Source organism: Microbispora rosea (assembly GCF_044460045.1).
Taxonomy (GTDB): Bacteria; Actinomycetota; Actinomycetes; order Streptosporangiales; family Streptosporangiaceae; genus Microbispora; species Microbispora rosea.
On sequence record NZ_JBITJO010000004.1, the window covers coordinates 391,389 to 412,252 of the forward strand.

General features: G+C 69.8%; 18 protein-coding genes. 6 read left to right on the plus strand and 12 right to left on the minus strand.

The genetic code is table 11. The features are described from left to right. From ACIBK1_RS19095 to ACIBK1_RS19115, 5 genes are all read right to left on the minus strand, one after another. Nucleotides 1-936 (minus strand): MBL fold metallo-hydrolase, encoded by a 936-nt coding sequence (locus tag ACIBK1_RS19095; protein ID WP_239104711.1) that lies wholly within the window; start codon nucleotides 934-936, stop codon nucleotides 1-3. Nucleotides 937-1,025: 89 nt separating this feature from the next. Further along, entirely contained in the window at nucleotides 1,026-2,498 is a 1,473-nt protein-coding gene (locus tag ACIBK1_RS19100) for an AAA family ATPase (protein ID WP_030511115.1), read from the minus strand. Between the two features lie 240 nt (nucleotides 2,499-2,738). Next, nucleotides 2,739-3,629, minus strand: coding sequence for a MurR/RpiR family transcriptional regulator (locus tag ACIBK1_RS19105; protein ID WP_030511114.1), 891 nt, complete (start codon nucleotides 3,627-3,629; stop codon nucleotides 2,739-2,741). 147 nt (nucleotides 3,630-3,776) lie between these two features. Further along, nucleotides 3,777-5,237 (minus strand): M14 family zinc carboxypeptidase, encoded by a 1,461-nt coding sequence (locus ACIBK1_RS19110; protein WP_357319052.1) that lies wholly within the window; start codon nucleotides 5,235-5,237, stop codon nucleotides 3,777-3,779. Nucleotides 5,238-5,578: 341 nt separating this feature from the next. Beyond that, nucleotides 5,579-6,043, minus strand: a complete 465-nt coding sequence (locus tag ACIBK1_RS19115; protein ID WP_051762383.1) for a MarR family winged helix-turn-helix transcriptional regulator — start codon at nucleotides 6,041-6,043, stop codon at nucleotides 5,579-5,581. Between the two features lie 105 nt (nucleotides 6,044-6,148). On the opposite strand from ACIBK1_RS19115, the gene ACIBK1_RS19120 reads away from it, so the two are divergent. The 5 genes from ACIBK1_RS19120 (at nucleotide 6,149) to ACIBK1_RS19140 (ending at nucleotide 12,203) form a co-directional block, all read left to right on the plus strand. Beyond that, nucleotides 6,149-7,627 (plus strand): MFS transporter, encoded by a 1,479-nt coding sequence (locus ACIBK1_RS19120; RefSeq protein WP_396736493.1) that lies wholly within the window; start codon nucleotides 6,149-6,151, stop codon nucleotides 7,625-7,627. Nucleotides 7,628-7,753: 126 nt separating this feature from the next. Next, nucleotides 7,754-8,248, plus strand: a complete 495-nt coding sequence (locus tag ACIBK1_RS19125) for a GNAT family N-acetyltransferase (RefSeq protein WP_030511110.1) — start codon at nucleotides 7,754-7,756, stop codon at nucleotides 8,246-8,248. Nucleotides 8,249-8,617: 369 nt separating this feature from the next. Further along, complete coding sequence (locus ACIBK1_RS19130) at nucleotides 8,618-9,220, plus strand: DUF4956 domain-containing protein (protein WP_396722490.1); 603 nt, start codon at nucleotides 8,618-8,620, stop codon at nucleotides 9,218-9,220. Next, complete coding sequence (locus tag ACIBK1_RS19135) at nucleotides 9,217-10,047, plus strand: polyphosphate polymerase domain-containing protein (protein ID WP_396736496.1); 831 nt, start codon at nucleotides 9,217-9,219, stop codon at nucleotides 10,045-10,047. Before ACIBK1_RS19130 ends, ACIBK1_RS19135 begins: the two co-directional genes overlap by 4 nt. Continuing rightward, nucleotides 10,038-12,203 (plus strand): CotH kinase family protein, encoded by a 2,166-nt coding sequence (locus tag ACIBK1_RS19140; protein ID WP_396736499.1) that lies wholly within the window; start codon nucleotides 10,038-10,040, stop codon nucleotides 12,201-12,203. The genes ACIBK1_RS19135 and ACIBK1_RS19140 overlap by 10 nt, the downstream gene beginning before the upstream one ends. A gap of 102 nt (nucleotides 12,204-12,305) precedes the next feature. Here the strand turns inward: ACIBK1_RS19140 and ACIBK1_RS19145 are convergent, their stop codons facing one another. The 3 genes from ACIBK1_RS19145 to ACIBK1_RS19155 all read right to left on the minus strand — a co-directional run bounded on the left by ACIBK1_RS19145 (nucleotide 12,306) and on the right by ACIBK1_RS19155 (nucleotide 16,606). Next, complete coding sequence (locus ACIBK1_RS19145; protein WP_030511106.1) at nucleotides 12,306-13,577, minus strand: outer membrane protein assembly factor BamB family protein; 1,272 nt, start codon at nucleotides 13,575-13,577, stop codon at nucleotides 12,306-12,308. Nucleotides 13,578-14,511: 934 nt separating this feature from the next. After that, complete coding sequence (locus ACIBK1_RS19150; protein WP_051762380.1) at nucleotides 14,512-15,867, minus strand: hypothetical protein; 1,356 nt, start codon at nucleotides 15,865-15,867, stop codon at nucleotides 14,512-14,514. Nucleotides 15,868-16,462: 595 nt separating this feature from the next. Then, nucleotides 16,463-16,606: a hypothetical protein gene (locus ACIBK1_RS19155; protein ID WP_156081160.1), complete on the minus strand. Its 144-nt coding sequence runs from the start codon at nucleotides 16,604-16,606 to the stop codon at nucleotides 16,463-16,465. Between the two features lie 74 nt (nucleotides 16,607-16,680). Between ACIBK1_RS19155 and ACIBK1_RS19160 the strand changes: the two genes are divergently transcribed. Beyond that, nucleotides 16,681-17,403 (plus strand): hypothetical protein, encoded by a 723-nt coding sequence (locus tag ACIBK1_RS19160; protein ID WP_156081159.1) that lies wholly within the window; start codon nucleotides 16,681-16,683, stop codon nucleotides 17,401-17,403. Between the two features lie 359 nt (nucleotides 17,404-17,762). Here ACIBK1_RS19160 and ACIBK1_RS19165 read toward each other — a convergent pair whose 3' ends face one another. The 4 genes from ACIBK1_RS19165 to ACIBK1_RS19180 form a co-directional block, all read right to left on the minus strand. Further along, nucleotides 17,763-18,215 carry a hypothetical protein gene (locus ACIBK1_RS19165; RefSeq protein ID WP_396736504.1) on the minus strand — a complete coding sequence of 151 codons (453 nt, stop codon included), beginning with the start codon at nucleotides 18,213-18,215 and terminating at the stop codon, nucleotides 17,763-17,765. Beyond that, nucleotides 18,212-18,370, minus strand: a complete 159-nt coding sequence (locus ACIBK1_RS19170) for a hypothetical protein (protein WP_396736507.1) — start codon at nucleotides 18,368-18,370, stop codon at nucleotides 18,212-18,214. Before ACIBK1_RS19170 ends, ACIBK1_RS19165 begins: the two co-directional genes overlap by 4 nt. 76 nt (nucleotides 18,371-18,446) lie before the next feature. Beyond that, nucleotides 18,447-19,187: a VOC family protein gene (locus ACIBK1_RS19175; RefSeq protein ID WP_396736510.1), complete on the minus strand. Its 741-nt coding sequence runs from the start codon at nucleotides 19,185-19,187 to the stop codon at nucleotides 18,447-18,449. Between the two features lie 37 nt (nucleotides 19,188-19,224). Continuing rightward, nucleotides 19,225-20,802: a serine/threonine protein kinase gene (locus ACIBK1_RS19180; protein WP_396736513.1), complete on the minus strand. Its 1,578-nt coding sequence runs from the start codon at nucleotides 20,800-20,802 to the stop codon at nucleotides 19,225-19,227. Between the last annotated feature and the right edge of the window lie 62 nt (nucleotides 20,803-20,864).

Sequence of the window (20,864 nt, forward strand, 5' to 3'; positions counted from 1 at the left end):
TCAGACTGAAGTGGGCAGCGGCCCGCCGCTCCAGGTCATGGCGTCGCCGAAGGCGGCGAGGAGATCCACCTCGCCGCCTTCGGCCTCGGCGTAGGCGCGGTGGAGGTTGAGCACCAGGCGCTCGGCGTCCGCCCATCCGGCGAACTCCCCCAGGTCGGCCGCCTGCGCGGCGGCCAGCGGGGTCAGCCCGTTCTCACGTCCCGCCTGGGCGGTGTCGAGGACGAAGCGGTAGTACCGCTCGTGCGCGGCCAGGACCTCCGGCAGCTCGGAGGCGGTGGCGAGCGGCCCGTGTCCCGGCACGACGTGCTCGGGTTCGAAGGCCGCCAGCCAGTCCAGCGACCGCAGCGCCCCCTCGACCGACCCCATCAGCACCATCGGGGTGAGCCCGTTGAACAGCAGGTCCCCGGCGAACAGCACCCGTTCGCCGGGAAGCCACGCCACGACGTCCCCGGGAGTGTGGGCGGCGTAGCCGGGATGCCGCAGCTCGACGCGGCGCGCCCCCACATGGACGGTCAGCTCGGAGGTGAAGACCACCGACGGCGGGCGGCGCGTCACGTGTCCCCAGTCGGGCACCGGCGTCCACACAGGCGGGCACGCATCGATGATCGGATCGACCAGCAACGCCTCTCTCATCGCCGCGTGCCCGAAGACGACCGTGTCGTCCGGGAGCAGGCTGTTTCCGTAGCAGTGGTCCCCGTGCTGGTGGGTGTTCACCGCCAACCGGACCGGAGCGTCACCGGTCGCCTCGGCGACCGCGCCGAGGAACCGCCGGGTGCGCTCCTCGGTCGCGCAGGTGTCGACGATCAGGACGCCGTCGTCGCCTGCCACGGCTCCGGCGTTGTTCAGCCACCACGTGCCGTCCGGCTGCGTCCAGGCGAAGACCCCTGGCACCACCTCATGCAGCCCCGCCCCCTCGGCCCGCTCCACCACGCTCACGATTCCTCTCGTCGACGTCCTGTCCAGGGGGGACCCTATCGACGGAGGCCCACGTCCCCGCTCGGGGGATGGCCGGTCAGCGAGGCGCGTCAGCTCCGGCCGTACAGAGCCGGAAGGTCGATCAGGTGCACATCGGGTGAGGCGCTCGCCTGGGCCACCGCCTTGTCGTTGAATCCGGCGCCGCTGAAGCACACGAGACGGGTACGCGTAGTGTCGTAACGACCGGACGCGGCGATCAAGTCGCGGATGTGCCGGAGACGTTCGACGTGGGCGATTCCCATCGTGTCATTCCATTTGGCTTCGCCGATGGCCAGGAGCGGCGGCTTGCCGCCGTCAGCGATGCCGATCACGGCCACGTCCACCTCGTGACCGGTTCTGGCCTTGGAATCGTGGACGACACCGTGACCGACGCGGGCAGGCAGCCCGCCGAACAGGTCGGGATCGGCGTGATGCAGCGACCACTCCCGGCAGATCTGCTCGAAATGTGGGCCGAGGACATTGCTGACGAAGCGGCGGCGGCTGGCCTGCCAGACCCGGGCGGCGCTGCCCGGTCGCTCGAGCTGATCCCAGACCGGCCGCATGATGGCGTGGTAGAAGCGGATCAACGGTTCGGAGATGCGATATGTGGCGCGGTTGTCCCGGAACGCATCCGCATCGCGGTGGAGCAGGCCTGCGTCTTCGAGCACGTTAATGGGATGCGCGATGTCCGTCGCCTTGCGTTCCAGGTAGCCGGCCATGCCCCCGCGCGTGGCGTTGCCGTCGGCGACGGCCGCCAGGACGGACAGATACAGGGCGCTGTCACGCAGGTCCGGCTCCTCGGCCAGCAGATAGCGGGCTTCGCGGAACAGTGGTGTCTCCGGGTTGAGCACAGTGCGGACCACCCAGTCGTCGAAGTCCTCCGGTCCCGCCGGAGTGTCGCCCCGTGCGAACTCGCGACGGTAGGCGGGCGTGCCGCCGACAACGGCGTTGACCTTGAGAGCCAGCGCCGGATCGGAGATCTCCCAGAACTCGGCGGCCAGACGGTGGTCGAGCGGACGGACGAGCAGTTCCAGTCCCGCCCGTCCGCGCAAGGGCGCGTTCCCGGACAAGAGCCGGCCCATGAAGGACAGCGCCGAACCACACAACAACAGACGCGTACGGGATGTGGTGCGCTGATCCCGCATCGGCCGGAACGCCTCCTGGATGAGGGAAGGCAACTCCGGGTTCGCCCGTGAGAGGTAGGGAAACTCGTCGATCACGACGGGGGTGGGCCGCTCGGAGCCAAGAGCCAGGAGTGCGTCGAGGGCTTCGGACCAGTCGGCGAAATGATAGGGGGTGGCAGGGCGGGCATGGGCGGTCAGCGCGGCACTCAACCGGCGCAGCGATTCGGCATCGGCCGCCTCGGTCGCTCCGAAGTAGAAGCCGCCTGCGGCACGACACGCGGCGTCCAGCAGGAAGGTCTTGCCCTGGCGCCGTCGCCCGGAGACCACTCCGAGAGTCGCGCCCGGTTGCTCGTCGGTGATGAACCGCGTCAAGGCGGACCATTCGTAGTCGCGGTCGAACATCCCGACCGGCTTCTCCATGGCACGCTCACAGATATAGGACTGCAGTTATATAAACTATAGTCCTCAAAGAGCCGGGCCGTGCGGACGTCGGCTCCGCGGTGTCCAGCAGTGCCGGTGGGCCTCCACGACCTCCTCCAGCGGAAACACGCGGTCCGCCACCGGGCGGAAGGCCTCCGCACGCAGGCCCGAGGCAACAAAGGCGACGGCGCGGCGGCTCCGGGTCCCTGGCGATCTCCAGCACCGCGACGTGCTCGCCCTTCAGCCGGTCAGGAAGACCTGACGCTCCGCGGCCCTGTCGTCGAACGCCTCCAGCCGGGCCTGCCCCTCCGCGGCGAGGGCGTCCAGCATGGTGTGCAGCAGCGCGGTGCACAGGACCGTCGGACCGGCGTGGGAGTCGAACGCGAAGCCCGAGCTCACCGGGGCGAGCAGGACCTCGTCCGCGAGGTCGGTGAGCCGGCCCACCGGCTGGTCGGTGACGAGGGCGATCTTCAGCCGGACCCGTCGCGCCCAGACGAGCCCCTGCTCCAGCTCACGCGGATAGCGCGGCAGGCCGATGGCGAGCACCCACGCGGCGCCCGACTCCGCCGCCCTGCTCAGCCGGTCTTCCATGATCGAGCCCGGCACGTCCAGGACGCGTACGTCCGGGAGCACCTTCTCGGCGAGGTAGCCGAACAGGTGCGCCAGCGGCGCGGAGATCCGCAGGCCCATGACCAGAAGCGGGCTCGACCCGGCCAGTTGACCCGCCACCCGCCGGAGCTGCCCGGGGTCGGCCAGGCCGTCGCGCAGCCGTTCGAGGTCGCGGATCTCGGAGGTGACCAGCTCCTGGATCTCGTTGTGGCGGTCGTCCGTCTGAGCCGGCGGCCGATCGCCGAAGACCGATGTGCGCAGCGCCTCCCGGAACTCCGGGAACCCGCGGAACCCGAGCGCGGCGGCGAAGCGGGTGACCGAGGGCTGGCTGACGCCGGCGCGCTCGGCGAGGTCCGCGCTGGTGAAGAAGACGGCCTCCTGCGCGTTGTCCAGCAGGTAGCGCGCGATCCGGCGTTGCGACGGCGAGAGGCGGTGGCCGTCGAAGAGCGCGCGCAGATTCGCGACGATCCGGGCGGCGTCCAGGACGGCGAGCGGCCGGCCGGGCTCTGGGACGTGCCTCATCCTGGAACACTTCCCTTCTTCGAGGAGTGACGGACCCGGCCTTCTCGCCGGGCCGCCTCACTCGTGAATCGTGAAGCGCCTGCCGGATGCAACGCCGCCGGGCGGCCCCCGCAGGGACCGCCCGGCTACGTCGCGTCGTGATGTCGGTCAGTTCTTCGGGCCGTTGCCGTTGAACCTCGTCTTGCACTCCTGCAGCCGCACGTCGACCTGCTCGCCCCGGTCGACGGTCACGTGCACCGTCTCCAGAACCTCGCCGGTCGGGCGGGCGCAGGTGAGCGTCCAGCTCTCCTTGATGAAGTTGCCCGGCCCGGTGGCGACGACACCGGTCTCGGTGTAGGCCGGGGCCGGCCGTACGGACGGGTTGACGTGCCAGGCGAACTTGCCGTTGGCGGGCGCGACCAGCGTCGACTCCAGATGGGTGGGGACCCTCTGGGGCGGGTCGAGGACGTCGTTCGCCTGCTTGATCGGCGCGGTCCACAGGTCGAAGTCCTTGGTGATCTTCAGGACCGCGCCCTTCGGCGCCTTGCCGGTGATGACGGAGTGCGCCGCCGGATCGGCCGCGTACTCCAGGGCCACCATGAACGCCTCGCGGTTCGACTTGCCCTCGTAGCGGCCGGTGCCCGTGTAGTCCTCGATCACCTCGGAGTAGGTGTTGTTGGTCGACTGGGTCTTCATGATCTCGAAGGTGAACCCGAGGCCGCGGGTCGCGTAGTACGACCAGTCCGGGGTCTCACCGGTCGTCTCGTAGTCGAAGCCCGACTTCATGCCGGTGTAGCCGTTCTCGGCCGTGATCGCGTCGGTCAGCGCGGCGTAGACGGCCTCGTCCGGGGCGTCGCCCGCGCGCTTCTCCAGCGGCGGGCGCAGGACGGTGTGACCGGAGGTGTGGTTCGTGATCAGGACCGTGACCTGGTTGTTCTTGGTCAGGTCCATGATGTTCTGCACTTCGGGCTCGGAGCCGGGCCCCGGGCCGCGGGTCGTCGCGTTGGAACCGGCGTTGCTGCCCCAGCCGAAGGGGTAGTTGCGGTTGATGTCGACGCCGCCGCTGCTCGCGCACGTCGGGGACACCCCACAGCTCGTACGCCGGTTGATGACGAACCCGTCGACGTTGACGACCGGGACGAAGATGACCCGTGCCGTGTCGAGCAGACGCGTGATCCGGGGGTCCTTGCCGTCGTTGCCGATGAGGTCGTAGGCGAACTCCATCGTGTGCTCGCCGGACGGCCACTCGTTGCCGTGGTGGACGCCCATCATCAGCAGGACCGGCTTGCCGTCGGCGGCGTCGACGTCGTGGGTGACCTCGATGCCGTACACCTCCCGGCCCTGGCGGGTCTTGTGCGGCAGCGTGATGTGCTTGACGAGGCCGGGATGCCGGGCGCTCAGCGCCAGCATCTCGTCGTTGTAGTCGGTGATCGTCCGGTAGGTGGTCCGTCCGCTGGGCAGGCTCGGCGCCTGCTCCTGGACGATCGCCGGGGAGTCCGCGGTGGCGGTGACATCGGCGCCGGCGGCCGGAATGCCGAGACCTCCCAGGAAACCGACGCCCAGCGCCAGCGTGAGAACGCGTTTCCCGAGGACAGAGGCAGTGGAGGGGGACGTGCCTCCTGAAGACATGCTGAAACCTTTCTCAGCCGCAGACGAGCGGGAAACGAAAACGCATCCTTTTCTCCGGGCCGTCTTTCGGCAGCTCGCGACGCCCCCCGAACCGTCGCTGACTGCAAAGTTTCAGTAAGTCTGCGGGGTGAATGTGAGGCTGTCAACCACTGATCGGCTGCCTTCTCCGCACGTACGGAAAATGCGTCGGTGATTTCTCGCACCCGGACGAAATGCCGATGGTGCGGGAAGAACCGCGGCGGGAGCTCAGTCTCCGTTGAGCGCTGTCTGAGGAAGGCGTGAGACGGCTTCGTGAGGGTCGCGGAACTCGATGCCGTACGCCCGGGAGGTCTGCGCGCTCGCTACCGGGGCGGAGCGTCGGCGTCGCCGGGCCCCTGGCCCCGGACGGCCCGGCCGAGCAGCTCGGTGAGCGTCCGCCGTTCGTCCTCGTCGAGCGCACCGAGGAGTTCGCCTTCCGCCCCGCCCACCAGGCCGCGCCCCTGCTCCCCCGCCCGTACGCCGTCCGGCGTAAGCGTCAGCAGGTAGGCGCGCCGGTCCGCGGGGCTACGGCGACGCTCGACGAGCCTCGCCTGTTCGAGGCCGTCGACGACCGCGACGACGGTGGTCCGGTCGATTCCGAGGCGCTGGCCCAGGTGCTGCTGCGTCATCGGGCCCTCGTCGGCCAGCAGCGCCAGGACGGCCTGCTGCTTCACGGTCACCCCCAGCGCCTCGAGTCGCCGGGCCTCCAGGTCGAGGGCGCGCATGTAGAGCCTGCCGAGCAGGAAGCTGAGACGGCCGGACAACGCCTGGGGCACCTCGGAGGTCATGCTGAGAGATTAGCAGCGGCACAAATAAATCGCTGTCCTGATTGTCAGTCAGGCTGTTACAGTTGCGCCCGACGAGACCCTGATCCGTGCGGAAGGACGAGCCGAATGACGGAGAGCACCGAGCAGAGGACGGAGTCGTCGCACCCCGATCGCTGGCGATGGTTCGGGCTGGCTTCGGTCGCGCTCGCACAGCTGATGATCGTGGTCGACATGACGATCATCAATGTGGCGTTGCCCTCCATCAACGCCGACCTGGCGATCACGGCGGCCGACCGGCAGTGGGTCATCACCGCGTACACGCTCCCCTTCGCGGGACTCCTCCTGCTGGGCGGGCGGGTCAGCGACTACACCGGCCGCAAGCGAGCGCTTCTCATCGGGCTGGTCGGCTTCGCCGCGGCTTCGGTGGCCGGTGGCGCGGCGACGAGCCTGACGATGCTGCTGGCCGCCCGGGTGGCGCAGGGAGCGTTCGGCGCGCTGCTCGCGCCCGCGTCGCTCTCCCTCGTGTCCACGACCTTCACCGACCCCAAGGAGCGGGGTGCCGCGTTCGGGGTCTTCGGCGGGGTCGTCGCCGCGGGATCACCGATCGGGCTGATCCTCGGCGGAATCCTCACCACATCGCTGAGCTGGCACTGGGTGCTCTATGTCAACGCTCCCATCGCCCTGGTCGCCGCACTCGGCGTCGTGGGGTTCCTGCACGAGTCCCGCGCCGAGGTCAGGACCGGATACGACTTCCTCGGAGCGGTGCCGGCCACGGCCGGCCTGGTGGCGATCGTCTGGGGGTTCACCAAGGCGACGCAGGACGGCTGGACCGCGACGGCCACCATCGTGTCGCTCGCCGCGGGCGTCGTCCTGCTGGCCCTGTTCCTGCTCGCGGAGGCCCGGGTGGGCAACCCCCTGCTCCCTCTGCCGATCCTCCGCCATCGCGGACGCGGCGGCGCCTACCTCGTCGTCGCGCTGATGATGGCCGGGCCGTTCGGCGCCTACCTGTTCATCAGCTTCTTTCTGCAGGACATCAAGCATTACTCCGCCCTGCGGACGGGGCTGGCCTTCCTGCCGCTGACCCTCGGCGTCATGCTGGCCGTGGGCCTCGGCAGCCGGCTGATGACGACCGTCGCGCCACGGTTCATCATGGGGGCCGGCCTGCTCCTGGGGGCCGTGGGGATGGCGCTACTCACGCGCCTCGACGCCGACAGCGCGTACGCGTCCGGCGTCCTTCCCTCCTTCATCCTGATCGGCATCGGGATGGGCCTCGTCCTGCCGGCCGCACTCGACCTGTCGACGTTCGGCGTACGGCCCAGCGAGGCGGGCGTGGCGAGCGCGATGTTCAACGTCTCCCAGCAGGCCGGCGCGTCGCTGGACACCGCGTTGCTGAACACCGTCGCGGCCAACGGCACCGCGGCCTACCTCGCCGCCAACGCCTCCAGCGTGCAGAGCCAGGTTCACGGCTACAACCTCGCGACGGGGTGGGCGGCGGGGATCCTGCTCGTGGCCGCGCTGGCCGCCCTGCTCCTGATCGACACCCGGCTGGGAAAGACGGCTCCCACGGCGCCCAGTCCCGAAGCCGACGCGACGATCGCCCGTTAGCAGTCACCTTCGGGTCCTTCCACACGCAGGGCATCACCTCAGGCCCGACTCGACGACTTCATGCAGCCGCCTGCCACTGGCGGAAACTCAGGTGGCCTCGGCGCACGATCTGGCTAAAGTCGGGCAATGCCCGAGCTGAAGCGGCTGCATGCCGACCACGCCCCGGCGGTCCTGGCCTTCGAGCTTGCGAACCGCACCTACTTCGCTGCTTCGATCTCCGACCGCGGCGACGAGTTCTTCGACCAGTTCCCCGACCGGTACAACGCCTCGCTGGCCGAGCAGGAGGCCGGCATCTGCGCCTTCTACGTGCTCGTCGCTGATGACGGCTCGGTTCTGGCCCGGTTCAACCTGTACGACTTGGAGGACGGCGCTGCGAGACTCGGCTACCGGGTCGCGCAGCAGGTCGCCGACCGCGGCGTGGCGACCGCGACCGTCCAGGAGCTTTGTCGGCTGGCGGCGGCACGGCATGGGCTGCGCACACTACGGGCGGTCACCTCCCACGACAATGTCGCGTCCCAGAAGGTGTTGACCAAGGCCGGGTTCGTCCCGGTCGGCCCGGCCACCCCAGCCGATCTCGGCGGCAAGTCAGGCACCTGGTATCAGCGCGACCTTCAGCCGTAGACCGTGATCTTGCTGGTGGACCGGCTACAGGAAGGCTGCCACCACCACTGATCATCGATGCGTGACGACCAATCCGATTTTCGAGCCCTGGGCAGTGAAACTTTCACCTGGATACACCTCGCTCGGAATGGCGCATCGCTTTCGACGAACGACGACGCACTGGCCCTGAGTAATTGCCGATCAGCGATCTTCTGCCAATTCGGACATGACTCCTTGTCAGATGTTCATTGACGCGACACTGCGGATTCACCTATTGTTCCGCACGAGTTCCCGAAACTTTCTTTTGACATTCGAAAGTTTCGACACGCCCGCGTGGAGGAGCGGGCCTGCCCTGCCCACCCCGGCGGCGACTCAGGAGGAACGAACGTGGTGGCACAGCTCGTCCTGTTCGCGATCGACATCTGCGCGGTGGTGTTGCTCGTCTTCGGGCTCTACTTCCCCCGGCACCGCCGACGTGACCTGGTCGTCTCCTACCTCGGGGTCAACATCGGCGTCCTCGCGGTGGCGAGCGCGCTGAGCGCCGGCAACGTCGGCGCGGGCCTCGGGCTGGGAATGGCGTTGTTCGGTGTGCTGTCCATCATCCGCCTGCGCTCGACCGAACTCGACCAGCACGAGGTCGCCTACTATTTCTCGGCCCTCGCCCTGGGGATCCTCGGCGCGGTGAGCACCACCTCGGTCTGGCTCAGCGGCGGCATGATGGCGCTCATCCTCGTGGTGATGTTCCTGGGCGACCACCGGCGGCTGCTCCGGCACTACCGGCACCAGATCCTGGTGCTCGACTCGGCCTTCACCGACCATGTCGCGCTCGTCGCGCACCTGGAACAACTCCTCGACGCCCGGGTGCACGCCGTCACCGTCCAGCGGCTCGACCTGGTCAACGAGACCACCGTGGTCGACGTCCGGTACGCGCTGACCGACCGGGCGCTGACCGCCGACCCCGAGGCGCCCGCACACGCCGGAGCACGCCCATGACCACGATGCCCTTAGGGACCGCCCTGGCGCGACTGGCCCCCGTCGGGCTTGACGAGCTGGTCGACCGGGCCGCGCTGCAGACCCGGGTGGACCGCAAGTATCTGGTCCCGGCCGAGGCGCTGCCCCACCTGCTGGAACGGCTCATGCCGTACGCCCAGGTGCTGGACATCGACGGCGAACGCACCTTCCGCTACCAGTCGGTGTATTTCGACACCCCGCAGTTGACCAGCTATCACTGCGCGGCCTATCGCCGACGCCGGCGTTTCAAGGTGCGCACCCGCACCTACGTCGACTCCGCCCGGTGCTGGCTGGAGGTCAAGATCAGTGGCGCGCGGGGCCGCATCACCAAACACCGGCTGCCCTATGACCCGCGGAACCGCGACACGGTGGACCCCGGGCGCGACTTCGTCGACGACGCACTCGACCGCGAGTCGATCGGTCCCGCCGCCAGGAGCTTTCTCGAACCAGTCCTGGTCACCGAATACCACCGCGCCACCCTGCTGCTGCCGGACACCGCGAGCCGGGTCACCCTCGACACCGAGCTCGCCTGGCGGCATGGCGAGGCCGCGCTGCGGCTGCCCGGCCTCGCCGTGGTCGAGACCAAGAGCGCCTCGGCCGCCACCCCGGTCGACCGCATGCTGTGGCGGGCCGGGATGAGACCCGCCCGCATCTCCAAATACGCCACCGGTCTGGCCGCGCTCCGCCCCGACCTGCCGGACACGCCGTGGCGGCGGACGCTGCGCCGCCACTTCCATGGCACCGCGTCGCCCATGGACCCGGCGCCCGACATCTCCCACCGCCCCGAACAGGAGGCATCGTGCGTCTGACGCTCCGCAGCACCGGCGTCACGGCGGCTCGCCGTACCACGAGGACGGCGGTCGCCGCCGTGCTCCTCACCGGGCTCCTCGCCGGACCCCTCAACGCGTACCCGTCATCGGCGGGCGCCGGGTCGGCTTCCAGTACCGCAGCGTCCACAGCGAAGGCCACAGCGGTGGACGACCTGACCGGCGACATCGCCTTCTCCGTACCGAGCGGCACCTTCCAGGGGCAGGTCTCGGTGTCGCTGACCACCGCGGCCGGCGGCGCGCAGATCCGCTACACCACCGACGGAACGCCGCCCACCGCGCAGTCGGCGCTCTACGGCGGCCAGCCGCTGCAGTTCACCCGCACCACCCAGTTGCGCGCACAGGCCTTCGCCGGCGGCACGGCGTCCGGAAAGCCCGGAACGGCCATGTACGTCGCCACCGCCACCACCACGACCCACGACCTGCCGCTGGTCCTGATCGACTCGTACGGCAAGGGCAAGCCCGGCCGGGACTATCTCGACGCCGCCACCATGATCTTCGACCCGGGCAGTGGTGCGACGACGTCGCTGACCGCGGCTCCGGCCGTGGCCACCCGCTCCGGATTCCACCTGCGGGGGCAGTCGTCGGCCTCGTTCGAGAAGGCGCCCTATCGCCTGGAGTTCTGGGACAACGACAACGACGACGCCGACTACCCGGTGCTGGGGATGCCCGCCGACTCCGACTGGGTGCTGCGCGGGCCGTTCCCCGACAAGTCGCTGATCCGCGAGGCCCTGGTTTACGACCTCGGCAAGGAGATGGGGCTGAAGGCTCCCCGGTATCGGTTCGTGGAGCTCTATCTCAACACCGACGCCGGTCCGGTGGGCGCCGACGACTACATGGGCGTCTACATGCTCGCCGAGACGATCAAGAATTCGAAGAACCGCCTCGACCTCAAGCAACTGGACGGGGACGACACGACCCTGCCGAAGCTCACGGGCGGGTACATCTGGAAGTTCGAGTGGATGGCCGCGGAGGAGCCGACGCTGCCGTGCAGCGGGTCCTCGGCCACCTGCTGGACCTATCTCGAAGTGGTCGACCCCTCACCGCTGCAGTCGCAGCAGAAGGACTGGCTGCGGGGCTACATCCAGGAATTCCACAACGTGCTGCACTCGCAGAACTTCGCCGATCCGGACACCGGCTATCGGGCGTACATCGACGTGGGTTCGTTCATCGACCAGCTGATCGTCTACGAGCTGAGCCGGAACATGGACGCCAACTATCGCAGCGCCTACTTCTACAAGGACCGGGACTCCAAGATCTTCGCCGGTCCGCTGTGGGACTACGACCTCACGTTCGGCGTGGGCGGGTTCTTCCAGAACGACCAGACCGCGGGCTGGCAGTACCAGCAGACCCGGCAGCCGGTCGCCAACGACTGGTTCACCCAGCTCATGCGGGATCCGGCCTTCGTCGACCAGGTCAAGGCGCGCTGGCAGGAGCTGCGCCGCGGCGTGCTGTCCGACGCCGCGCTGCAGAGCAGGATCGACGCTCTCGCCCAGCCGCTGACCAACGCCGCACAGCGCAACTTCCAGCGCTGGCCGAACCTCACGACGCGCACCATCGGCTTCTTCAACACCCCGACCGCGTCCACCTGGCAGGGGCAGGTGCAGTACCTGCGCGACTGGACGCTGCGCCGCGCGGCCTGGCTGGACTCGACGGCGGCGTGGGGCGGTCCGGTCGCCTCGCCCAGTCCGAGTCCCTCCCCCAGTGCCTCCCCGAGTCCCTCCCCCAGCGTCTCGCCGAGCCCATCGCCCAGCGTCTCGCCGAGCCCATCGCCGAGCGCCAGTCCCAGCCGTTCGCCGAGCCCGTCGCCCAGTCCTAGCCCCTCGCCGTCCGGCGGAGTGTCCGTCGCCTGCTCGGCGACGCTGCGGGTGGTGAGCTCCTGGACCGGCGGGTTCCAGGGTGAGGTCACGGTGCGCGCGGGCAACGCGGCGATCAACGGCTGGACCGTGAAGTGGACCTGGCCCGGTGGGCAGACCATCACCCAGCTGTGGGGAGGGCTGAGCTCCGGCTCCGGCTCGGCCATGTCGGTGCGCAACGAGTCGTGGAACGGCTCGCTTGCGGCCAACACGAGCACGACCTTCGGCTTCATCGGCAGCGGCTCGGCCACCACCCCGGCGGCCACCTGCACCAGCCCCTGATGTGAGGCGAATCGACGGGGTCTCGTCCGCCGGTCAGGACGGGACCCCGTCGCAACGGGCGAATCAACCCACCCGGCCGCGCGACGACCGGGCCCGGTCCGGTCAGCTCTCCTTGGTGTCGACGTAGACGACCGCGTGCTTCGCCGTGACCGAGGTCCACGGCACGATGACGACGGCGCCGTTCCGCTCGAAGGCCCGCGCGCGCTCCCCATCGGTGCCGTACTTCTGCGGCAGTTCCCCCACCTTCGCCGCCTTGCCGGTGGCCGCGTCCAGACGGACGAGCCGGGGAGGCAGGTCCCGCCAGTCGCCGACCTCCAGGGCGAGCAGGCCGTGGTCGTCGGCCCGGACGAGGTTCAGCATCGTGGGCTGGGTGCCGGACGACTCCCACACCTGCTTGCCGGTCTTGAGGTCGAAGGCGAGCACCTTGTCGCCCGATCGCGCCTTGCCCGGCACGTTCTCCGGGAAGGTCGTGAGGTAGAGGCGGTCGCCGTGCACGGCGTAGCGGCGCTGCTCGAACATCCCGTCCACGAACGCGACCGTGTTCATGGCGAGCATGTCCACCTTGCCGGTCGTGAACTCGCTGACCTTGCCGCCTCGGTCGTCGAGGACCGTGAAGGAGCTCTTGTCGCCGTCCTCCTGGCGGACGATCAGCGGGTCGGCCGACAGCATCAGGCTCATCAGGCTGAGATCGCCCATCTTGTAACGCCACCGGGGCGCGCCGCTCTTCGGGTCGAGCACCTCCACGAGGCCACCCGATCCCTCGAAGGTGCAGTCGAGGAGCAGGGCCACCTGGGCCGCCGCCGCGTTCACGTCCTTGATGTGGCAGCCCTCCGGCAGCCGCGCCGTCCACTGCTTCGCGCCGTTCGACAGGCGGTAGCCGGACAGGACGTCGTCGGCGTACACCACCACGACGTCGCCCGCGTTCATGATCTGGGGCACGGTGAGCGAGTTGGCCACCCGGGACTTCTCGGCCGGAATCTTGATCTTCCAGGTGATCTTTCCTGTCGCGGCGTCGACGCCGGCCAGGTGGTCGCACAGCTGGTCGCTGCCGTACGCCACGGCGCCCTTGCCGTTCGCCAGGTCGGCGGTGGCGCCGCAGAGCTGGTCGCCGGGCGACGGAGCGCCCCAGGCGCGCTTGCCCGAGGTCAGGTCGTAGGCGAGCACCCCGTCGCGCTGCACCCGGATCACCGTTTTGTCGGTCAGCCAGCCCGCGAACGCGAGCCCCTGGGTGAAGTCCATGCTGTCGGCACTCGCGAGCGGGACGGACCACTCCCCCTCGCCCCCACCGGATGCGGTGCCGGAGCCGGTGCCGGAGCCCGCGACGAACCAGGCGGTCCCCCCGCCCACCGCCAGCAGCACCACCAGCCCGAGCACGACGAACAGCGCCGTCTTGCCCTTGCCGCCGGGCGCCTGTTGCTGCGGCTGTGGCGGGAGCCCCTGGGGCGGCTGCCCCGGAGCGCCATACTTCTGGCCTGGGTAGCCCCCCTGCTGACCGGAGTAGCCCTGTTGGCCCGCATACCCCTGCTGCCCCGGATGCCAGGGCGTCCGGCCCTGCGCCGGCGGAGCGGGGGCCGACGCCGCCGGGCCCGGCTGCGGCTGGGCTTGCGGCTGCGGCTGCGGCTGCGGCTGCGGCTGCCCCCAGGGTTGCGCGTACGGCGAGCCCGGGTAACCCTGACCCGGCCCGCCTTGACCCGGCCCGCCTTGACCCGGCCCGCCTTGACCCGGCCCGCCTTGACCTGGCCCACCCTGGCTCGGCTGCCCCAGACCGGGTCCACCTCGACCGGGTCCGCCTTGACCCGGCTGACCGTACGGCGCCGGTGCGCCGGGGGCGCCCGGACCCCACGGCGCGCTCTGGCCGGGCGGTCCGTACCCCGGAGGGGCCGAGGCCTGCGGGCCGGGCCCGGCCTGCCCCCGCGACGCGGCTTCACTCCACTGCCCCGGACCACCCGGCTGCCCGTACGCCTGCGGGCCGGGTGCGGGCTGGCCAAAAGCCGGATGACCATGGGCCGGCTGAGCGGGTGCGGGCTGGCCAAAAGCCGGATGACCATGGGCCGGCTGAGCGGGTGCGGGCTGGCCATAGGCCGGCTGACCGTAAGCCGGCAGAGCGGGGGCGGACTGGCCGGGTGCGGGCTGGCTCAGGCCTCCGGCTTCACCCTGGTGTCCCCGATCGAGGTGCGGCTGTTCCTGCCCGCCGTAGAGCGATCGGCCGTCGCCGTACGCGTACGGCGACGGCGCGGGGGACGGCGAGGGCGGAGTGGGCCCGCCGTACGCGTCCCTGTTGTGCTGATCCGTCATACCTCTCCCCCGATCACGCGAACTGGGCGCGGACGTAGCTCGCCCACTGCCGCTCGAAGTCCGCCCTCGTCACGCCGAGCACCTGGAAGAGGGCGGCTTCGCTGTCGTCGCCCGGTGCCCGGTAAGCCGCGACCACGCCCTCGACCAGCTTCCGCTCGCCGTACTTCTGCGCGATGAACCGCATGGCCACATGCCCCATGAGGTAGTTGACGCTGGTCATCTGCTTGAAGTCCCAGAGGGCGTTGGTCGGCAGCTTCCCGTCGAACGGCATGGCGAGCTGTCCTGCCACGTAGGCGCGGCCCTCGGCGGCCCGCCGGTTCCGCGCGATCGGCTGACTGCGGCCGGCCACATACTCGGCGAAGCCCTCGGTGATCCAGTTCGCCCTGCCGAACAGAGCGAACTGCGCGCTGTCGAGCCCGGCGACGAGCGAGTGCGCCAGCTCGTGCTCGGAGATCTCCATGATCCCCTGCTCGTCCTTGAAGAACTCGGACGCCGTGTCCATGACGACGCGGGTGCCGCCGATCTTCACGGTGTCGTTCCCGATTCCCCAGCGCGGCATCGGGATCGAAACTCCCGCCTCGTTCGCCTTGGACGTACGGAACAGCTTGCCGAGCTGGGTCTTGCCCTCGACCAGCGCCACCACGAAACCGCTCGGCACCGCCGCGTCCGGATCGCCGTTCTTCTGCCAGAAGGCGAGATCGCTCGTGGCCGCGGCGGAGACGGTAGGCGCGACGCGCCGGGCGAGGGCGGCGTCCTTCGGCCTGGCGAGCACGAGGCTTCCGCCCGCCTTCGCCACCACGATGTCCGGCCAGATGTCCCACGGCCCGGGGTAGTACATGGTCTTCGACGCCTCGCCGCTGATCGTCGGCGGCGCACCCTCCACCTTCGTCACGACCAAGGGCGCCTTCGGCGACGCCTTCTCGATGGTCCAGCGGTACCACTCGGACACCGGACGCAGGTCGATGCCGGTGAACCGGTGGACGAAGGCGACATCCTGCGTGAACTTCACGCCACGCCCGAAACTGTCCTGAGCCCGGCCCTGGCGGCGCAACACCTCGTACGACTTCTCGGCCAGCGGCATCTTGCGCAGGTTGGCGAAGACTCTCGCCTGATCGCGGACCAGAGCGGCGTTCTTCTGGTCGAAGATCGAGGTGAACGCCTTGGCGTCGCCCGAGGCCAGCGCCTTGCTGTGCGACTGGACCAGCTTCGTGATCTCGTCGTCCTTCACCACGACCGTGTTCGAGTCGACGGCGACGTCGCCCGTGCCGTCTCCGGCGGTGTCGTCGCCGGAGCCGCCGCCCCGCAGGACGAGGCCCACCCCCGCGCCCACCGCGACGACGAGGACGAGGGACAGGATGCCGAGCGTCACCCACAGCCCGGTCCTGCGTCCGGGCCCAGGAGGGGGCGGCGGAGGTTGAGGCTGCCACTGCTGCGATGGGGGCTGCCACTGCTGCTGCGGAGGACCGTACTGCCACTGCGGAGGGGGAGGTGGAGGCTGAGACTGCCACTGCGGCTGAGGCGGATACTGCTGGTGATAACCGGGCCCCGTCGTCACTCTTGCCCCGTAAATGCTCAGAGTTATCGAAAGGCGTAAAGCGTATCAGTGGCCATGAAGCGGGCACCGGCGCTTCCCACAACGCGCCGTACGGGCTCTCGACATGTTCTCTGACCAGGCGTTTTCGAGCCTCCTGACCGAATGATCCGGGCCCTCACCGGCCAATCAGCGGAGCCGTACGGGCATTCATGCGGACCGGCAGGCCGCCACAGACGACGACTGGAACGATCCATTCACGGCCAATCCGCGGAATCCTCACCATCGGCGCCCAGGAATGCCGGGATTGCGTCGATCCCGCTGACGAAATCGATGAAGAGCGCACCCCAGCCTTGATCGCCCGGAGTCGGACACGCCCGGCCGGCAGGACAGCCGAGGGCATGTGCGCCCGGACGCACCGGTAGCGCGGGGGCTACGCCACCGCGGCGATCTTCGCCTCACGGCGCTTCTCGATGCTCGCCATGGCGACAACGTCGTCCGGCAGTGCGTCGGGCACGGCGGCGTCGCACCGGCGAAGATTGCGGCCGGCAACGGTCCGCTGAGCGGACCGGAACATCGCTTCGCCGGTCGGCCCGGATGAAGATATGACGGCGATAAGCAGACCGGGGTGACATTTGTGGGGGAAGCTCGATGCGTCGTCGATCTCGAATTTCAGCGTTTGCCGCTGGTCGTTCAATCACACACGGATTTCTTGTCGTTCTCCTGTCGCTTTCCCTTTTCAGCACGGCATGTATAGACCAGGAGTACGGAGGAGGCTCGAACGCCGCGGAGACCGAGAAGGGGCAGGTTCAGGAGCCGAAGAAGTCGAAGAAACCCAAGGGCCCGGTCTGCCCCGCTCCGGGGCCCATCACGAGATCCCAACTCCCCGCCTTTCCACCGGCGGACGGGGTCAGTGCGATCACGCAGAACCCCTGCATCAGCATCGCGGGCCTTGCCGATGACGCCCTCGGTTTCATCCCCGAAGGGGGCTCCGAGGAGTTCAAGCGGTTCCGCGGCGGGCTCGAGCGCTTCATCAGCAGGGTGAACGCGGTCAACGACGCGGCGGAGTGCGCCTACGAGACCGATCATTTGGCGATCGGCGTGTACCACCACGACGCCACCCCATGGTCGATCGGCATGGTGGCGGTCGTCCGCGGGGACCTGGACGCGCTGGTCGACAGCGGAGTCTGCTGGCTGCTGAGGAGGCTGCCGTTCGACGTTTCCACGGGTTTCGCACCTGACGAATTTCGTCCCTACTTCTGCGCCGACGCCGTCACCAGGAGAAGCAACGGCTATCGCTTCACGATCCTGTGGATCGGCTCGTCGAATGTCATGTGCGGGAGCCTCGCCACCATCTACAGCGGCACCACCTAAAACGCCGAACCCGCACGAACACCCCCGGATCCGCCTGTCTGTTCCGGAGGTTCGGAGTCCCTGACGGTCGAAAGCGGCTCCGCTGCCCGACTACGCGCCTGACCCTCCCGCGCAACGCGGACAGTGCCCCCGCGATCAGGTCCCACGCCTGGTCGACGTGGTGAACGCCGGTCCGTCGGTCGTGCCCGCAATACTCGCCGCCCGCCGCACGCAGAGATCCGGATTCACCGCGCGGGTCCGCCGAGGGACCTCCGCCGATCCGGTGGCGGAGGTCGAGCTGGCGACTGAACTGACCACTGTTCGAGATCGCAGGAGAACCGGCCTTCCAGGGTCAGACGCGCTGCCGGCACAGCCACGCATCACCCGACGCGGGTGGAGTCCATGGTCCAGTTGGTCTCCCAGGTACGGCCGCCGTCGTAGGAGAAGGCCTGCTCCCAGTGGCACGTGCCGGGTGTGATCCCCGACCAGATGAACCGGACCCGGATCGGACGGCCGTCGTCGGTGTCGTCGGCGTAGAAGGTGCCGACGCCGTCGACGAAACGGCCGACGACCGGCACCGGATCCAGGCCACGCCTGCTGTTGACCCAGTAGATGGACCACTCGTCCCGCTCGGCGTCGTACGTCCGGACCGTCGCGCCGTCGAAGTCCTTGGTCGGTAGCGTGAGCGTGTCGAAGCTGCCCGCGCCGCCGAAGAAGCCGTACGCGACGCAGCGGCCCGGGAACTCCTCCCACTCATCGCTGCCGACACCCCGCTTCAGCAGCCTCCGGTTGGCCACGTCCCACGTGCCGACGAGGAAGTCGAAGTCGTTCACAGTCCCGCCCTTTCCGTCCGGGCGCCGGCCAGGTGGTCGCCGCCGCCCGCAGATCCGCCCCTCCGCCCGAACGCCCGCCCGGGCCGGTCGTCGTGATTTCGGCCGCCGCCCGCCGTCGGGTCGGGCCACCGCGTGATCTTCTCGATGAACGCCATGCCGGGACCGTACGGCCCCTCCACTGACACCTACTGTCAGTGGAGACTCCCATGTGTCCGGGGGGCGGGCTCCCCGTCAGGACGGGGCGAGGACGCAGAACTCGTTGCCCTCCGGGTCGGCCAGGACGATCCACGAGGCGTCGCCCTGACCGACGTCGGCGGGGGTGGCGCCGAGGGCCTGCAGACGGGCGACCTCCGCCGCCTGGTCGTCGCCGGGGTAGGGCAGCAGGTCGAGATGCACGCGGTTCCACACGGTCGTCGCACCGAGCGTCGTGCGGATGAACTCCAGATACGGCCCGACCCCCTTGGCCGAGCGCAGCCGCGCGTGGTCGTCGCTCACCTCGTGCAGGGTCCAGTCCATCGCCTCGTCCCAGAACCGGGCCATGGCCCTGGGATCCGCGCAGTCGACCACCACCGCGGCGATCGGCCCGGTGTCCCGGTAGATCTCGCGCGGCTCCAGCACGCAGAACACGTTGCCCTCCGGGTCGGCCAGGACCGTCCACGGGACATCGCCCTGGCCCACGTCGGCGGGCGTCGCACCGAGCTCCTTCAGGCGTGCGACCAGCTCCGCCTGATGGGCCTCGGAGGTGGTGGCGAGATCCAAGTGCACCCGATACCGCACCGATTCCGGGTCCGGGACGGCGACGACGCAGACACAGAGGGCCACGGGGTCCGGCCAGACGAAGCCCACGGGCCCGACGCCTGTCACCGCGGGTCCGTCGCTGAAGACATCCCAGCCGAGCGCGTCCGCCCAGAACCGGCCGAGCGCCGAGTTGTCCCGGGCTTTGAAGTTGAGCAGACCAAGTCGCAGCGCCATGCCGCTCACCCTACGTTCGGCAGGTCAACCGGGGTGGTCAGTCCTTGATCAGGAGTCCCTGGAAGATGACCTCGCCCTCGTCGCCGTCCCATCGGTAGGCGAGCCCTTCGCCGGTCTGGGTCAGGGTGATCGTGCCCGCGGCGCACGTGTCCAGCCGGAAGACGAGTGCCGTGCCGGCGCTGCGCGTCAGCGTCAGACTCCCCCGGCATGAAGTGTTGGTGTCCTTCCAGCTTCCGGTGCGCCTGCCCGGCTCCAGCACGATCTGTACGTCGGTCTCGCTGGTTCCCACGAGCTGGTCGGGCTCGAGGTGGCCTCCCCAGGTGCCGGCGAACGCGGCCGGAACCGTCCCGCCCGGCGTGGTCGACGGCACGGGAGCCGCCTTCGGTGTCCCTGTGGCGTTCCCGGAGGAATCGTCCGAGGCGTCGTCCGTCGTCATGGTCTCGTCCTGCCCCGCGCCGCCGTAGTCCGTGACGGTCTCCCCCGGCATGGCGTCGGCGGGCGGCGCCGGTGACTCGCCGGCATGCGAGACGGTCGTCGTCGTGGTGGCGTGCGTCGAGGTGCCGGCCGTGCCGCTGGACAGCAGGCGCGGCCCCAGCAGAGCGGCGGTGACCGACACCGCGGCCACGGCCGCCACCGCCCCGGCGACGATCCCGGTGCGGGAAGCCCGCCGACGGCCGCCCACCCCGGTGGTCTCCGTACCCGACGGCATCGTCCCGGCCGGACCGGGAGCCGGGACGGCCGGGAGAATCGCGGTCGGCCCGCCCTGCCGTACGCCTTCCGGCCTGGTGGTCGCCGCGGCCGCGCCCGCCTGAAGCGGGTCGGGGGTGGACCCGACGAGTTCCAGCAGCAGGTCGCGGGAGGCAGGCCGGCGCATGGGATCCTTCGCCAGGCATCGTTCGACCACGCCGCGCAGCGATGGGGGCAGTGCCGAGACGTCGGGCTCGGCGGTCAGGATCCGGTGCATGACGGCGGGGACGCCGCCGGCGCCGAAGGCCGGGCGGCCCGTGGCGGCGAAGACCATCGTGGCTCCCCAGGCGAACACGTCGGAGGCGGACGTGGCCGGGTCCCCGGCGATCTGCTCGGGAGCCAGGTAGGCCGGGGTGCCGACCGGGCCTCCCGTGATCGTGTCGCTCGCGCCGTGCCTGGCGATGCCGAAGTCCACCACCCGGGGGCCGTCCGGCCCCAGCAGCACGTTGGCCGGTTTGAAGTCCCGGTGCACGATCCCGGCCGCGTGAATGGCCGTCAGCGCCGTGGCCGTGCCGACCGCGAGGCGTTCCAGCTCGCCGCCCCGCAGCGCACCGCCGGAATCGACCCGCTGCTGCAGCGACGGCCCGTCGATGAACTCGCTCACCACGTACGGCATCCGCCCGTCGACCACCGCGGTCAGCACCCGGGCGGTACAGAAGGGCGCGACCCCGCGCATCGCGTCGAGCTCGCGGACCAGCCGCTCCTTCACCGACGAGTCGAGCCCCGACTTGAGCACCTTCACCGCGACCGGTTCCCCGCGGGGCGACAGCCCGAGGAACACCACCCCCTGCCCGCCCTCGCCGAGCCGCCCCCGCAGCGTGAACTCACCCAGCACGCGCGGGTCATCGGGCTCCAGGGGGGTGACCATGGCACCGAACCCTAGCGACGCAAAGGCGCGACGCGATACGCCTCAGCGCCGCTGTCAGTACA

What these genes read in the sequence shown, in the direction of transcription:
- ACIBK1_RS19170 (WP_396736507.1), bottom strand. Translation starts at nt 18,370, where the DNA reads ATGGCGTTCATCGAGAAGATCACGCGGTGGCCCGACCCGACGGCGGGC.
- ACIBK1_RS19110 (WP_357319052.1), bottom strand. Translation starts at nt 5,237, where the DNA reads ATGTCTTCAGGAGGCACGTCCCCCTCCACTGCCTCTGTCCTCGGGAAA.
- ACIBK1_RS19180 (WP_396736513.1), bottom strand. Translation starts at nt 20,802, where the DNA reads ATGGTCACCCCCCTGGAGCCCGATGACCCGCGCGTGCTGGGTGAGTTC.
- ACIBK1_RS19125 (WP_030511110.1), top strand. Translation starts at nt 7,754, where the DNA reads ATGCCCGAGCTGAAGCGGCTGCATGCCGACCACGCCCCGGCGGTCCTG.
- ACIBK1_RS19175 (WP_396736510.1), bottom strand. Translation starts at nt 19,187, where the DNA reads ATGGCGCTGCGACTTGGTCTGCTCAACTTCAAAGCCCGGGACAACTCG.
- ACIBK1_RS19105 (WP_030511114.1), bottom strand. Translation starts at nt 3,629, where the DNA reads ATGAGGCACGTCCCAGAGCCCGGCCGGCCGCTCGCCGTCCTGGACGCC.
- ACIBK1_RS19120 (WP_396736493.1), top strand. Translation starts at nt 6,149, where the DNA reads ATGACGGAGAGCACCGAGCAGAGGACGGAGTCGTCGCACCCCGATCGC.
- ACIBK1_RS19135 (WP_396736496.1), top strand. Translation starts at nt 9,217, where the DNA reads ATGACCACGATGCCCTTAGGGACCGCCCTGGCGCGACTGGCCCCCGTC.
- ACIBK1_RS19160 (WP_156081159.1), top strand. Translation starts at nt 16,681, where the DNA reads ATGCGTCGTCGATCTCGAATTTCAGCGTTTGCCGCTGGTCGTTCAATC.
- ACIBK1_RS19100 (WP_030511115.1), bottom strand. Translation starts at nt 2,498, where the DNA reads ATGGAGAAGCCGGTCGGGATGTTCGACCGCGACTACGAATGGTCCGCC.
- ACIBK1_RS19155 (WP_156081160.1), bottom strand. Translation starts at nt 16,606, where the DNA reads ATGTTCCGGTCCGCTCAGCGGACCGTTGCCGGCCGCAATCTTCGCCGG.
- ACIBK1_RS19115 (WP_051762383.1), bottom strand. Translation starts at nt 6,043, where the DNA reads ATGACCTCCGAGGTGCCCCAGGCGTTGTCCGGCCGTCTCAGCTTCCTG.